The sequence below is a fragment of the Leclercia adecarboxylata genome (assembly GCF_035787115.1).
In the GTDB taxonomy this organism is placed as follows: domain Bacteria; phylum Pseudomonadota; class Gammaproteobacteria; order Enterobacterales; family Enterobacteriaceae; genus Enterobacter; species Enterobacter adecarboxylatus_E.
Genome location: NZ_JALKTL010000001.1, coordinates 849704 through 864014 on the forward strand (window position 1 = coordinate 849704; position 14311 = coordinate 864014).

The following is a 14311-nucleotide window of genomic DNA, read 5'->3' on the forward strand; positions in this document are numbered from 1 at the left end:
TTTTGTCGGGCGGCGCAATGCTTGCCCGGCCTGTGGCTTTGAATCCCCGACAAGCGCCGCGCTGCCGGGGATTCAACCATTACTGCGGATACTCTGCCAGCAGCGCGTTCAGGCGTTCAGCCATCAATTCCCCGCGCCATCCGGCTATCAGTTCCGGCGTACCATTCTGTGGTTTCAGCTTCCAGTGCGCATTCAGCAGCTGGTTAATCTGACGGCGTGAGGCCAGCAGCTCGGCGCTGACGTTGCTCTGCACGGCTACGTCCTGCACCAGGGCTTTGATCGCCTTGAATGCTTTGCGATACCCCGGCATATCCATCAGATTCAACAGCGGCTGCGGCAGGGCCTCTTCCGGCAGTGCCTGGGCTTTCGCCACCAGCGCCAGCAGCGTTTTACCGTGGAAACGGATCTCCGAACCCGAAAGCCCGATACTGTCCAGTTCACCCAGGCTGCCCGGCATGTAGCGCGCCACGGCCCACAGATGCTCTTCTCGCACCACAAAGTTCACCGCCAGGTCGCGCTCACGCGCCTTACGCAGACGCCAGTCTGCCAGCAGTTGCAGACAGGCCAGCTGGCGGGTGCGCAGCTGCCAGGCGTTGCTGATATCGCGCCACGCCTCTTTTGGATCGGCGATCTCCTGACGACGCTGCTGCGTCATCCGGCACTCATTCAGCGCGGCAGGCAGCCAGCCGGAGGCTTCAGCCTCCTTCATCAGCTGAGCGGCGATCGGCAACAGATAGAACACATCCGCCGCCGCGTAGTCGAGCTGACGTTCGGTCAGCGGGCGCGCCAGCCAGTCGGTGCGTGATTCACTCTTGTCGATAACAAGTCCAGTGTACTCTTCCACCATGGCGGCAAAGCCCCAGGAAAGCGGACGACCGGCAAAAGCGGCGAGGATCTGGGTATCAATCAGCGGCTGCGGCATGATGCCGAAGGTGTTGAGGAAAACTTCCAGATCTTCACTCCCGGCGTGCAGGTATTTGGTGATGGCAGTATCCAGCAGCAACTCACGCATCGGCGCCCAGTCGGTGATCCCCAGCGGATCGATAAGCGATACCCGTTTGCCGTCATACATCTGGATCAGGCCCAGCTGCGGATAGTAGGTACGGGTACGAACAAACTCGGTGTCCAGCGCGATGGCGGGTGCATCACGGGTGACGTCGCACAGCGAAGCCAGTTCGTCGTTGGTGGTGATCATCTGGTAGTTCAAATCATTTTCTCTTTGGTTTGCGCCCATAAAAAAACGCTGGCCAGGCCAGCGTTTCTGGGCGACTAACACGAAGCTCAGCCTTTATTGTCCACTTTGGCGCGCGCTTCGTCACGTAATTCTCGTCGTAATATCTTCCCGACGTTCGATTTTGGCAGTTCGTCGCGAAACTCCACCAGTTTCGGCACTTTATACCCGGTAAGGTGACGACGACAAAAGGTGATTAGCGCCTCTTCACTCAGGGAAGGATCTTTTTTCACCACAAAGATTTTTACCGTTTCGCCGCTGCTGCCCGCCGGAACCCCTACCGCGGCCACTTCCAGCACGCCGTTGTGCTGCATCACCACGTCTTCGATCTCGTTAGGGTAGACGTTAAACCCGGAGACCAGGATCATGTCTTTCTTACGATCGACGATACGTAAGAATCCTTCGTCATCCATCACCGCGATATCACCGGTATGCAACCAGCCATCCTTAATGATTTCGTCGGTAGCGTCCGGGCGCTGCCAGTAACCCAGCATCACCTGCGGCCCTCTCACGCACAGTTCGCCCGGCTCACCATGCGGCACTTCGTTATCCTCGTCATCCACCAGTTTGGCTTCGGTGGAGGGCACCGGCAGGCCGATACTGCCGCTGTGATAGTCGATATCGTGCGGGTTAACGCTCACCAGCGGGGCACATTCGGTCAGGCCATAGCCTTCCAGCAGATACTGCCCGGTCAGCTTAACCCAGCGCTCTGCCACCGCCTGTTGCACCGGCATGCCGCCGCCCGCCGACAGATGCAGAGTGGAGAAATCGAGCTGCTGAAACTCTTTGTTGTTGAGAAGCGCGTTAAACAGGGTATTCACGCCGGTCATGGCGGTAAAAGGATATTTCGCCAGCTCTTTAACTAACCCCGGAATATCGCGCGGGTTGGTGATCAGCACGTTTTGCCCGCCCAGCTCAATAAACAGCAGACAGTTCATCGTGAGGGCGAAGATGTGATACAGCGGCAGCGCGGTAATCACCAGCTCTTTGCCGCGATGGAGCAGCGGTCCGTAGGTGGCATTCACCTGTTCGAGATTCGCCAGCATGTTGCGATGGGTCAGCATCGCCCCTTTTGCCACGCCGGTAGTACCGCCCGTATATTGCAGGAACGCCAGGTCCTGTGACACGATTTCAGGCTTGACGTACTGCATCCGGTAACCGTTGTGCAGCGCCCGGCGGAAAGAGATAGCATCCGGCAGGTGATATTTTGGCACCAGACGTTTAACGTATTTGACGACGAAGTTAACCAGCGTCCCCTTGGCGGTGGAGAGCTGATCGCCCATCCGCGTCAGGATGACGTGTTTCACCTGGGTCTTATCCACCACTTTTTCCAGGGTGTGGGCGAAGTTGGAGACAATCACAATCGCCGAGGCGCCGCTGTCATTCAGCTGATGCTCCAGCTCGCGCGGAGTGTAAAGCGGGTTGACGTTAACCACGATCATCCCGGCGCGCAAAATGCCGAACAGCGCTACCGGATACTGCAGCAGGTTGGGCATCATCAACGCCACGCGGTCGCCTTTCTGCAGGCCCAGGCCCTGTTGCAGATAAGCGGCAAAGGCCCGGCTGCGCTCTTCCAGCTTACGGAAAGTCATCACCTCGCCCATGTTCACAAACGCGGGCTGATCGGCATAACGCGTCACGGAATTTTCAAACAGTTCAACCAGGGATTGATAACGGTCAGGGTTTATCTCTGCGGGAACATCCGCAGGATAACGGTTAAGCCAAACCTTCTTCACTACATCACCTCTGAAATGCGTGTTCGTCGTCATCACAACCCCGGTTAATAAACAAGTCGTTAACATAATATTAACTCAGCGTACCAGTTTATTTATTGTCCGGATTTAAGGTTGCGAAGCGCGTCACTATTTATTTTTCTTATTACCGTATAAAAAACGAAACAGCGGACAGGCCGCTGTTTCTTATTTAATAATAACAGTCACTTACTCTGTTACTATCGTCCGGACCGGAGCCGGGCCGGGGCCGTAACCCGGCCATCCACCGTAGCCATAACCATAGCCATAACGCCATGGATGCGGTCCCCAGTACCAGGGATCGGGTGGTGGCATCATGACCTGTTGCTGTACCCGCCAGCGCTTGTAGCCGTTGGCCTGCATAGTCATGAATTTATAAGGTGTATTGCCGACTTTACCCTGCACTGTGCCGGTGATCGGCCCTACCACGGTGATCAGCTGACCACGGAAATCCACCGGATCGAGGAAACCGTTAACATCTGCGTAGATACGACCCCGTGAGGCTTCACCCAGCACCGGGCGCGCACCGCTGTCCAGGGGAACGGTGGCAATCTCCAGACGGGTTTTCCCCTGCTGATTAACCACCTCCACCACTTTACCTCCGAACCGCGCTTCCTGGCCAACGTACAGTTCCGGGGCGTTCATCACCCGGACCAGATCCTGCTGCGGCGTCGGGCTGCTGCCCTGGATTGCATCAGGTACTGAGACACATCCTGTAAGTGCCAGGGCCAGCGCCCCGACGGTGAGCAGACGAACAACATATTTTTGAACCGCCATGATGCGACTCCTTTTTCTCAGGTTCTTATACTGAGATTCACTCCCGGCCCGGAAGTTTCTTCCACGCTACGGTGTTTCGCAAATAAACCGGCTCGGCTTTTTCGACCGCTACGGTTTGCCCTGCGTCCAGCATCTGACAGGCGATGGGCAGCATATCTTCAGCAGCAGGCAGAAGCACGTTACCGTCAACCAGCGTCAGACCGCTGTCGTTTGCCATATCCGGCCACGCCTGCCAGCCGGTGCCTACCGTCGCCCATTCACCGGAAAGCTGCTTCAGACGCTCGCTGACCGCATCTGGCTTGAGAACGGCTTCGCTCTCTTCACCATGCCAGACGCCCTGCTCGTCGCGGGTATATTCCGCCCAGTAGACTTCGCCCATACGGGCATCAATGGCTGCCAGCACGCGGGTAGCGCCGTTATTGCGCCACGCCCCCTGGGCCATGGTCGCCAGGGTCGAGACGCCAATCATCGGCAGTTCGGCCCCCAGCGCCAGTCCCTGCGCAATGCCGATACCGATGCGAACGCCGGTAAAGCTGCCCGGGCCGCGGCCATAGGCCAGCGCGTCGAGGTCAGTGAGAGAGGTATTGCCCTCGGTGAGGATCATCTTCACCAGAGGCAGGATGCGTTGAGTGTGTTCCCGGGGGCACTCTTCGAAATGAGCACAGGTAGTACCGTCATTCCACAGGGCAACGGAGCAGGCCTCTGTGGCGGTATCGATAGCCAGAATTCGCATGTGTTGTCGCGCTCTCGCAATGGTCAGTCACAAAAAGGCGCGCATTTTAGCACAGCCTTCAACAAATTACTGCGCCTGAGACGCGGCAAGGAAACGCACCGCGCGATCGATATCCCGGGTGCGTGGCGCCGGCGGCAGGCTGGCAACAAAGGTGGCGCCGTAGGGGCGCATCACCAGACGGTTATCGCAGATCACCAGTACCCCGCGATCGTCAACGTCGCGGATCAGGCGCCCCACCCCCTGCTTAAGAGTAATGACCGCATCCGGCAGCTGCACCTCATCAAAGGGATCGCCCCCACGCAGGCGGCAATCTTCCATTCGCGCTTTCAGCAGCGGGTCATCCGGCGAGGTAAAGGGCAGTTTGTCGATGATCACCAGCGAGAGGGCATCGCCGCGCACGTCCACCCCTTCCCAGAAGCTACTGGTCGCCACCAGCAGAGCATTGCCCGCCGTGACAAACTGCTGCAGCAGCTGGCCTTTGCTGGTTTCACCCTGCAACAGCACCGGCAGGGTCATGGTGGCGCGAAACTGCTCAGCCAGGTCACGCATCATGGCGTGGGAGGTGCAGAGCATAAAGCAGCGGCCATTGTTGGCCTCAATCATTGGCTTCAGCATCGCCGCCAGATGGCGGGCAGCGCCGGGCTGATTGGGCAGCGGCAGGTTACGCGGCACGCAGAGCAGCGCCTGGGTGGCGTAATCAAACGGGCTTGGCAGCAGCAGGGATTTAGCCTGCTCAATCCCCAGACGTTCGGTAAAGTGGTGCAGATCGTCGTTTACCGACAGGGTGGCGGAGGTAAAAATCCAGCTGCCCGGTTTTTGCGCCATCACGTCCTGGAACTTATCAGCCACGGTGAGCGGCGTCAGGGCGAGGGTAAAATGACGCGAGTTGCATTCGTACCAGTAGCTGTAACCCGGCTGGTTGAATTCTTTCAGCCGTTTCAGACGCGCGCGGTACAGCGTGGCGCGCTCAAAGGCGGCATCGAGCAGCGCAGAGCGCCCCAGAGAGAGCTTCGCCACGTCGTAACAGAGCTCAAGCGCGTCATCAAGCAGCAGCAGTGAACGCTGAATATGTTGATCGGCCAGCAGTTCGCGCAGATTGCCGCGAAATCCCGGGTCGCCCAGCTGCATACGAAAATCCTGCGTGCTTTGCGCCAGGCGGTCGGCACACTTCTGCAGCTGCTGGGTGTCTTTCAGTTCAGTACGGTAGGCGATGGTGAAATCTTTGGCCAGATCCAGCAGCTGGCGGCTGGAGAGCGACTGACCGAAATACTGGCTGGCAATATCCGGGAGCTGGTGGGCTTCGTCAAAGATAAGCACCTCAGCTTCGGGGATCAGCTCGCCAAAGCCGCTCTCTTTCACCACCATATCGGCGAGGAACAGGTGATGGTTAACCACCACCACGTCGGCATCCATCGCCGTTTTGCGCGCTTTAACCACAAAGCAGTCTTTGTACAGAGGACAGTCGCTACCCAGACAGTTATCGTTGGTACTGGTGACCAGCGGCCAGGCGGGCGAGTCTTCAGCCACGCTGGCGCAGGTGCTGATATCACCGTCCTGCGTCTGGTTGGCCCAGCTGCGCAGGATGATCACGTCGCTTAAGGTCTGCACCGGCAGATCGCCCCCCGCCAGCGCCTGCTGTTCCAGCCGCTCAATGCAGAGATAGTTGGAGCGCCCTTTCAGCAGGGCCATACGGCCTGTGTATTTTAGGGCTTTGGCGACGGTGGGTAGATCGCGGCTGTAGAGCTGATCCTGCAGCGCTTTTGAACCGGTAGAGATAATGACCTTCTTTTTGGCGCGCAGCGCCGGTGCCAGGTAAGCGTAAGTTTTCCCGGTGCCGGTACCCGCCTCTACCACCAGCGGCTGGGCGCTGTCGATCGCCTCGGCTACCGCGTGCGCCATCTGGCGCTGCGGCTCGCGCGGCTTAAAGCCGGGTATTGCCTTTGCTAACTGTCCGTCTGCTGCGAAATCGTCTGCCACTCTGCCCCCTGTATTTTTGCACAGGGATTATGTCAGGCCGATGGTCATGGCGCCAGTCGAGAGTGACGCAGGCAAAACAATATGGCAGTCTTGCCCGCGGAAATTCACAATAACGAGGAAACATATATGACAATTGTGCGCATTGATGCCGAAGCCCGTTGGTCAGATGTGGTGATTCACAATCAGACTCTCTATTACACCGGCGTACCCACGAATCTGGATGCCGACGCCTGTGAGCAGACCGCCAATACCCTGGAGCAGATTGACGCGGTGCTGGAAAAACAGGGCAGCGACAAATCCCGCATTCTCGATGCGACCATTTTCCTTGCCAGTAAAGATGATTTTGCGGCGATGAACAAAGCCTGGGACGAGTGGGTGGTGGCGGGTCACGCGCCTGTCCGCTGTACGGTACAGGCGACGCTGATGAAGCCGCAGTATAAGGTTGAGATTAAGATTATCGCTGCGGTGTAAGAGGCGTTACTCCTCTTCGTCATCCTCAAAACGCGCCACGATCCGCTCGCCGGTATGGGTGGCGCGAAGCTCCTCTGCTACCTGCGAAATAGCCTGCCCGCTGCTCATGCCCTGGGACATCAGCTCCTGAATGCGCTCGACTGCCTGCTGCTGCTGCTCGTGGCTCAGTGAAGGTAAACCTGCAAACATCGTCAACTCCTGCTAAATTATCTGCGCTAATTATTTCACGCTGCCCGGTTGTTTACCACCCATGAACTCGTTATCCCCCGCTGTTATGACATTACCGTGGCGTCCTGATGCCGCAGAATTCTGGTTTGCCCCGCTAAGCCATCTGCCGTGGGCAATGCTGCTGCACTCCGGCCATGCGGATCATCCTTACAGTCGCTTTGATATTCTGGTCGCCGACCCGCGCACCACGCTGGTGACGCAGGGTACAGAAACGTTGATCGATGGTATTCCTTCGGATACCTGCCCGCTGAGTCTGCTCCAGCAGGCCATTGATGAGATGGGCTTACCCTGTACTCCAGACCCGGATCTGCCCTTTCAGGGCGGCGCGCTCGGGTTGTTCGGCTATGATCTTGGTCGCCGCTTTGAACAGCTACCGGAACAGGCTTTGCGTGATATCACCCTCGCGGACATGGCGGTGGGGCTGTATGACTGGGCGATCGTTGTCGATCACCACAAACAGCAAGTATCTCTGGTGTGCCACGGCGATACTGCGACCCGGCTGGCCTGGCTTGAATCACAGCGAACGCCTGCGAACCTGCCCGGGTTCCGGTTAACCTCCGGCTGGCAGGCCAATATGACGGCAGCGGAGTACCAGGATAAATTTGAGCGCGTGCAGGCCTACCTGCACAGCGGCGACTGCTATCAGGTGAATCTGGCCCAGCGTTTTCAGGCCCGCTATGAAGGCGATGAGTGGCAGGCGTTTACCCGGCTGAATGCCAACAACCGCGCGCCCTTCAGTGCGTTCTTACGCCTGGACGAGGGTGCCATTCTGAGCCTCTCCCCGGAGCGTTTTATTCACCTGGCGGATGGCCTCCTCCAGACCCGCCCTATCAAAGGTACCCTGCCGCGACTGGCGGAAGCTAAGGCCGATCGCCTGCAGGCGGAAAAACTCGCCGCCTCGCCGAAAGACAGAGCGGAAAACCTGATGATTGTTGACCTGATGCGCAATGATATCGGCAGGGTGGCGGAGCCGGGAAGCGTGCGGGTGCCGGAGCTGTTCGTGGTTGAGCCCTTCCCTGCCGTACACCATCTTGTAAGCACTATCACTGCCCGTCTGCCGCCTGAAAGGACCGCGTGCGATCTGCTGCGCGCCGCCTTCCCCGGGGGATCGATCACCGGTGCGCCAAAAGTGCGGGCGATGGAAATCATCGACGAACTGGAGCCCCACCGCCGTAACGCCTGGTGCGGAAGCATCGGCTATATCAGCCTGTGTGGCGGCATGGATACCAGCATCACCATTCGCACCCTGACGGCGGTGGGCGGGCAGATATACTGTTCCGCAGGCGGTGGCATTGTGGCAGACAGCCAGGCCACAGCGGAATATCAGGAAACTTTTGATAAAGTGAACCGTATTCTGCATCAACTGGAGCGCTAACTGGTGAATACCCACGATCTGACCCTGGACAATTTTTTATCTCGATTTCAGCTTTTGCGCCCGCAGGTGAATAAAACCGCGCTGAACCAGCGTCAGGCTGCGGTATTGATCCCGGTGGTGCGTCGACAACAGCCGGGCCTGCTGCTGACCCGACGCTCGGCACTTTTGCGCAAACACGCCGGTCAGGTGGCCTTTCCTGGTGGGGCGGTAGACAGCACCGATGCCTCGTTAATTGCCGCCGCCCTGCGTGAAGCCGAGGAGGAGGTGGCGATCCCGCCGCACAAGGTGGAAGTGATTGGCGTCCTGCCGCCGGTGGACAGCGTCACCGGTTTTCAGGTTACGCCGGTAGTCGGCATTATTCCCCCGGATCTGCACTATCACGCCAGCGTAGATGAAGTGGAGTCGGTCTTTGAAATGCCGCTGGCGGAAGCCCTGCGTCTGGGCCGTTATCATCCGCTGGATATTCAGCGTCGCGGCCACGATCATCGGGTGTGGCTCTCCTGGTATCAGCATTATTTTGTCTGGGGCATGACGGCAGGAATTATTCGTGAGCTGGCGCTCCAGATCGGCCTGAAACCTTGACTATACTTTACATTCGTCCTTTTTTTGCGCCTTTGCGATCTTTCTCCCGTTATTAGTTTATCCGGCGTTAACCATTAGTTTAATTCATGTGAATAGTTGAGCTGACGGCAGGGTTCCCTCTTACACTATGCGAAGTTATTACATCGTTACTGGAAACCCGGTAACCCTGTCAGGAGTGTTAAAGTGATTAGTATATTCGACATGTTCAAAGTGGGGATTGGTCCCTCTTCTTCCCACACTGTAGGGCCGATGAAGGCCGGTAAACAGTTCGTCGATGACCTGGTCGAAAAAGGATTACTGGATAGCGTTACTCGCGTGGCCGTAGACGTCTATGGTTCACTGTCGCTCACGGGTAAAGGCCACCACACCGATATCGCCATTATTATGGGTCTGGCCGGAAATATGCCAGACACCGTAGATATTGACGCCATTCCGGCGTTTATTCGCGACGTGGAAACGCGCGGTCGTCTGCTGCTGGCGAATGGCCGGCAGGAAGTGGATTTCCCTCAGGACGACGGCATGCGTTTTCGCAGCGACAACCTCTCGTTGCATGAAAACGGGATGCAGATCCACGCCTTTAGTGGCGAGAAAGTGGTCTACAGCAAGACCTACTACTCCATCGGCGGCGGCTTTATTGTCGATGAAGAGCATTTCGGCCAGGACGTAACGGGTGACGTAAAAGTGCCTTATCCGTTCAAATCGGCGAAAGAGATGCTGGATTATTGCAAAGAGACCGGCCTTTCCCTCTCCGGCATGGTGATGCAGAACGAGCTGGCGCTGCACAGCAAAAAAGAGATTGAAGACTATTTCGCCAATGTCTGGCAGACCATGCGCGCCTGTATCGATCGCGGCATAAATACCGAAGGCGTATTGCCTGGCCCGCTGCGCGTGCCGCGCCGTGCCTCTGCCCTGCGCCGGATGCTGGTCACGACGGACAAGTACTCCAACGATCCGATGAACGTGGTGGACTGGGTCAACATGTTCGCGCTGGCGGTGAACGAAGAGAACGCCGCGGGTGGCCGCGTGGTGACCGCGCCGACCAACGGCGCCTGCGGTATCGTGCCGGCGGTGCTGGCCTACTACGATCACTTTATCGAGTCGGTGAGCCCGGATATCTATATTCGCTACTTCCTCGCCGCGGGCGCGGTGGGTGCGCTGTATAAGATGAATGCCTCTATTTCCGGCGCTGAAGTTGGTTGTCAGGGTGAAGTCGGCGTGGCTTGCTCGATGGCGGCAGCCGGTCTGGCAGAGCTGCTGGGCGCCAGCCCGGAGCAGGTGTGCGTGGCCGCTGAGATCGGCATGGAGCATAACCTCGGTCTGACCTGCGACCCGGTTGCCGGTCAGGTTCAGGTGCCCTGTATTGAGCGTAACGCGATTGCCTCGGTAAAAGCGATCAACGCCTCGCGCATGGCGATGCGCCGCACCAGCGAACCGCGCGTCTCGCTGGATAAGGTGATCGAAACCATGTACGAAACCGGTAAAGATATGAACGCCAAATACCGCGAAACCTCCCGTGGCGGTCTGGCCATCAAGGTGCAGTGCGACTAAGACTCTGGAAGCGCCTCTGCGACTTTCGTCTCTCATGCTCCCCTCGCCCATCTGATGCGGATGGGCGAATTTCATCGCGTTTCCTCGTGACCTGAAATATTGCCGACTACACTAGCCTGGTTGCCACGGGCATCTGCGTCAGTGGCTCTTCAGGTGCCGTGGCATGCAAACAGCTAACTGGATAATTAAAAATTATCGCCGCAAACGGATTATCGTCTGCCTGGCACTGTCACTTTCCACTCTCGTTTGCACGCTAATTATTGGCTTTATTTCGCAGCGCAATTTAAATCAGCAATCCACCGTTGCCTTTGTGTCCCATGCAGTCAATACCCTGGATAAGATCCTGCAACCGCTCGAGTCCGGGCGCGATGTAGCGCAGCCGCTGATCGGCCTGCCCTGCGTCGAGGTCAACTTTTTACTGCGTAAACACGCCGCTTCCCTGCAGACCGTACGCTCGATCGGCCTGATCAAGGACGGTATTCTCTATTGTTCAAGCATGTTCGGTACCCGCGATATTCCCCTCAGCCAGTTTCAGCCCCTGTTGCCCGCCGCGCAGCCCCTACTGCTCCTGACGACAGACCAGCCGCTGCAACGAGGCAGCCCGGTGCTGATCCAGTGGTATCCGGCGCCCGGCCAGAGCGAAGATGGCGTCATGGAGATTGTGAATATCGATCTTATCGCGCAGATGTTGCTGGAACCCCAGTTGCCGATCATCAGCGACGTTAACCTCAGCGTCGGCGGTAAATACCTCAATCATGAGCGCCAGCTCTCGGACAGGCTGGTATTTGGCGATGACGATAATATTTATCAGCAGGCCTCCCTTAACTTTCCGTTTACCATTACCGTTACTGGCCCGGGGCTGACCGCGCTGGCACTGAAAAATCTTCCGTCACAGCTGCCGCTGGCGGTGATATTCAGCATGCTGGTGGGATATATCGCCTGGCTTGCCACCGCCAGCCGCATGAGCTTTACGCGGGAGATCAACTTTGGTCTGGCCTCTGGCGAATTTGAGCTTTTTTGTCAGCCGCTGATCGATGCCAAAAATCAGGACTGCATCGGCGTGGAGATTCTTCTTCGCTGGAATAATCCGCGGCAGGGGTGGATTGCCCCGGATATTTTTATCCCACTGGCGGAAGAATATAATCTTATTGTGCCTCTCACCCGCTACGTGCTCATCGAAACCGTCCGCCATCTGGCGATGTTCCCCACCGCATCGGGTTTTCATATTGGGATCAATGTCGCGGCCAGCCATTTTCGTGACGGCGCCCTGCTTCACGATCTGAACCGCGTCTGGTTCAGCGCTGAGCCCGCACAGCAGCTGGTGATTGAATTAACCGAGCGCGATACCCTGCTCGAGATGGATTACAACATGGTCGCGGAGCTGCACCAGAAAGGCGTTAAGCTGGCCATTGATGATTTTGGTACCGGCAACAGTTCGCTGTCGTGGCTGGAAAAGCTCAATCCCGAAGTGCTGAAAATTGATAAATCCTTTACCGCCGCCATCGGCACCGATGCGGTTAACTCAACGGTAACGGACATTATTATCGCCCTGGCTCAGCGTCTGAATATTGAACTGGTGGCAGAAGGGGTGGAAACCAGCGACCAGGCGCGTCATCTGCGTCTGCACGGTGTCGATATACTTCAGGGATTTTTGTATGCGCGGCCGATGCCACTGCGGGATTTCCCGCAGTGGCTGGCGGAGAGTTCACCTCCGCCAGCGTCTCACAACGGAAATATGATGCCGTCGTTACCCTGATTACTCTTCTTCGTCGTGGGCGGACTGCTCTTTAACAATACGCACGAGGTCTACGCGGTAATCATTGGCGGTCACGATGGTGATCTTCAGCGGCGGCAATTCGAGTACATCACCGGTACGCGGGATCTGACCGTTAACGGCAATCACCAGACCGGCAACCGTCGCGATATCCTCATCGTGGTTGGTCAGGTGCTCCAGCCCCAGCGTATGTTGCAGCGCGTGCAGATCCGTAGTGCCTTTGACCAGCCAGCCGTCGCCATCGTTGACGATTTCCGGCGTTTCATCGGCATCCGGGAACTCACCGGCAATCGCTTCCAGCACGTCCAGCGGCGTTACCAGGCCCTGTACCACACCAAACTCGTTGGTAACGATGACAAAGCTGCCCCGGGCACGGCGCAGCACGCCAAGCAGGTTAATCGGATCAAGCGTTTCCGGCACTACGATAGCAGGCGATGCGGCAGCAATGGCTTCAACGTCAACGCCCTCTTCCAGCGCCACCAGCATCTCTTTAGCACGCACCACGCCAATAATCTCATCCAGTTCACCGCGACATACCGGGAACAGGCTGTGCGGGGACGAGAGCAGCTGCTGGCGGATTTCCGTCACGCTCAGGCTGGCATCAACCCAGCTGATCTCACCGCGTGGTGTCATGATGCCGCGCAGGGAGCGCGAAGCCAGCGACAGCACGCCGTTAATCATATAACGCTCTTCTTCGACAAAGGCGCCTTCCGGAACCGGCACCGGGACATGGTTATCGCTGTCCTGCTGCGTTTTGGCTTCGCGGCGGCCGCCCATCAGGCGCAAAATCGCATCAGCCGTACGGGCACGCAGCGGCTGGTTGGACTGCTGGCGAATAAAGTTGCGGCGCGCAATCTGGTTAAACATCTCTATAATGATGGAGAAACCAATGGCGGCGTACAGATAGCCTTTCGGAATATGGAAGCCGAAACCTTCTGCCACCAGGCTCAGACCGATCATCAGCAGGAAGCTCAGACAGAGCACCACGACGGTCGGATGCTCGTTAACGAATCGTGTCAACGGCTTAGAGGCAAGCAACATCACCGCCATCGCGATAATCACGGCGGCCATCATCACCGGCAGATGGTTAACCATACCGACGGCGGTTATCACCGCGTCGAGGGAGAAGACGGCATCCAGCACCACAATTTGCAGTACCACCACCCAGAAGCTGGCGTAGCCTTTACCGTGTCCGTCGTCATGCTGGCGGTTCTCCAGCCGTTCATGGAGCTCGGTTGTGGCTTTGAAGAGCAGGAATAGCCCCCCCACAAGCATGATCAGGTCTCGCCCTGAGAAGGTGAAATCGAAGACAGTGAACAGGGGTTTGGTCAGCGTAACCATCCATGAGATCACCGACAGCAGCGCAAGACGCATAATCAGCGCCAGTGACAGACCAATTAAACGTGCTTTATCACGTTGTTTAGGTGGAAGTTTATCGGCAAGAATGGCGATAAACACCAGGTTATCGATGCCGAGAACAATCTCAAGCACCACTAGCGTGAGCAATCCTACCCAGATTTGCGGGTCCATTAAGAATTCCATGACAAGCTCCTGCTAAAGGAATGACAAAACGGCGCCGCGAAACAGTCGGGCGAAGGGGTTAAAGACGTAAAAAGTGTGTGGCGCGAATCGCCGTGAAGGCTGGCCAGATCTGGCCGGGTGTGTGACTGGCGTCGGTGACGGTCCATACAGTGGGCTACTGCCCTGTACTCCTGACAATTAAACGGATGGTAAACATATCAGACACCTGAGCTTTTTGGCAAAGATTTACTTTCCTTTGCAAACAGATGTTTCCGGCCTTTTTTTGATCACAGAAATATCTCACTGGCTTAGGCTAAATTACGGATCTTCATCACATAAATTA

At 57.2% G+C, this 14311-nt stretch carries 13 protein-coding genes; 5 read left to right on the plus strand and 8 right to left on the minus strand.

Annotated features, from left to right (window positions below; genetic code table 11):
• Positions 1 to 79 precede the first annotated feature (79 nt).
• The 5 genes from rnd to MXM41_RS04040 form a co-directional block, all read right to left on the minus strand.
• On the minus strand, positions 80 to 1207 hold the full coding sequence (rnd, locus tag MXM41_RS04020) for a ribonuclease D (RefSeq protein ID WP_325930025.1): 1128 nt from the start codon (positions 1205 to 1207) through the stop codon (positions 80 to 82).
• 74 nt (positions 1208 to 1281) lie between these two features.
• A complete protein-coding gene (fadD, locus tag MXM41_RS04025) occupies positions 1282 to 2967 on the minus strand; it encodes a long-chain-fatty-acid--CoA ligase FadD (RefSeq protein WP_325930026.1) in 1686 nt (561 codons plus the stop codon).
• Between the two features lie 204 nt (positions 2968 to 3171).
• Positions 3172 to 3759, minus strand: a complete 588-nt coding sequence (locus MXM41_RS04030) for a Slp family lipoprotein (protein WP_325930027.1) — start codon at positions 3757 to 3759, stop codon at positions 3172 to 3174.
• A 37-nt stretch (positions 3760 to 3796) separates the two neighbouring features.
• Complete coding sequence (gene tsaB / locus MXM41_RS04035) at positions 3797 to 4492, minus strand: tRNA (adenosine(37)-N6)-threonylcarbamoyltransferase complex dimerization subunit type 1 TsaB (protein ID WP_325930028.1); 696 nt, start codon at positions 4490 to 4492, stop codon at positions 3797 to 3799.
• Positions 4493 to 4558: 66 nt separating this feature from the next.
• Entirely contained in the window at positions 4559 to 6469 is a 1911-nt protein-coding gene (locus tag MXM41_RS04040; protein WP_325930029.1) for an ATP-dependent DNA helicase, read from the minus strand.
• Positions 6470 to 6595: 126 nt separating this feature from the next.
• Between MXM41_RS04040 and MXM41_RS04045 the strand changes: the two genes are divergently transcribed.
• Complete coding sequence (locus MXM41_RS04045) at positions 6596 to 6940, plus strand: RidA family protein (RefSeq protein ID WP_325930030.1); 345 nt, start codon at positions 6596 to 6598, stop codon at positions 6938 to 6940.
• A 6-nt stretch (positions 6941 to 6946) separates the two neighbouring features.
• Here the strand turns inward: MXM41_RS04045 and MXM41_RS04050 are convergent, their stop codons facing one another.
• Positions 6947 to 7129 carry a YoaH family protein gene (locus MXM41_RS04050; RefSeq protein ID WP_325930031.1) on the minus strand — a complete coding sequence of 61 codons (183 nt, stop codon included), beginning with the start codon at positions 7127 to 7129 and terminating at the stop codon, positions 6947 to 6949.
• A 61-nt stretch (positions 7130 to 7190) separates the two neighbouring features.
• On the opposite strand from MXM41_RS04050, the gene pabB reads away from it, so the two are divergent.
• The 4 genes from pabB (at position 7191) to MXM41_RS04070 (ending at position 12429) form a co-directional block, all read left to right on the plus strand.
• Positions 7191 to 8543, plus strand: a complete 1353-nt coding sequence (gene pabB, locus MXM41_RS04055) for an aminodeoxychorismate synthase component 1 (protein ID WP_325930032.1) — start codon at positions 7191 to 7193, stop codon at positions 8541 to 8543.
• 3 nt (positions 8544 to 8546) lie between these two features.
• On the plus strand, positions 8547 to 9125 hold the full coding sequence (locus MXM41_RS04060) for a CoA pyrophosphatase (protein ID WP_325930033.1): 579 nt from the start codon (positions 8547 to 8549) through the stop codon (positions 9123 to 9125).
• Between the two features lie 183 nt (positions 9126 to 9308).
• Positions 9309 to 10673, plus strand: coding sequence for an L-serine ammonia-lyase (gene sdaA / locus MXM41_RS04065; protein WP_325930034.1), 1365 nt, complete (start codon positions 9309 to 9311; stop codon positions 10671 to 10673).
• Between the two features lie 163 nt (positions 10674 to 10836).
• Complete coding sequence (locus MXM41_RS04070) at positions 10837 to 12429, plus strand: EAL domain-containing protein (protein ID WP_325930035.1); 1593 nt, start codon at positions 10837 to 10839, stop codon at positions 12427 to 12429.
• Here the strand turns inward: MXM41_RS04070 and yoaE are convergent, their stop codons facing one another.
• The gene (gene yoaE, locus MXM41_RS04075) at positions 12430 to 13989 is read right to left on the minus strand and encodes a CNNM family cation transport protein YoaE (RefSeq protein ID WP_325930036.1); all 1560 of its coding nucleotides are present in this window, start codon (positions 13987 to 13989) and stop codon (positions 12430 to 12432) included.
• Complete coding sequence (locus tag MXM41_RS22795; RefSeq protein WP_418936764.1) at positions 13977 to 14135, minus strand: protein YoaL; 159 nt, start codon at positions 14133 to 14135, stop codon at positions 13977 to 13979. The genes yoaE and MXM41_RS22795 overlap by 13 nt, the downstream gene beginning before the upstream one ends.
• Positions 14136 to 14311: the final 176 nt, after the last annotated feature.

Coding starts and splice junctions, on each gene's coding strand:
- yoaE (WP_325930036.1), bottom strand. CDS start 13,989: ATGGAATTCTTAATGGACCCGCAAATCTGGGTAGGATTGCTCACGCTA.
- MXM41_RS04045 (WP_325930030.1), top strand. CDS start 6,596: ATGACAATTGTGCGCATTGATGCCGAAGCCCGTTGGTCAGATGTGGTG.
- pabB (WP_325930032.1), top strand. CDS start 7,191: ATGAACTCGTTATCCCCCGCTGTTATGACATTACCGTGGCGTCCTGAT.
- tsaB (WP_325930028.1), bottom strand. CDS start 4,492: ATGCGAATTCTGGCTATCGATACCGCCACAGAGGCCTGCTCCGTTGCC.
- MXM41_RS04070 (WP_325930035.1), top strand. CDS start 10,837: ATGCAAACAGCTAACTGGATAATTAAAAATTATCGCCGCAAACGGATT.
- MXM41_RS04030 (WP_325930027.1), bottom strand. CDS start 3,759: ATGGCGGTTCAAAAATATGTTGTTCGTCTGCTCACCGTCGGGGCGCTG.
- MXM41_RS04050 (WP_325930031.1), bottom strand. CDS start 7,129: ATGTTTGCAGGTTTACCTTCACTGAGCCACGAGCAGCAGCAGCAGGCA.
- MXM41_RS22795 (WP_418936764.1), bottom strand. CDS start 14,135: ATGGACCGTCACCGACGCCAGTCACACACCCGGCCAGATCTGGCCAGC.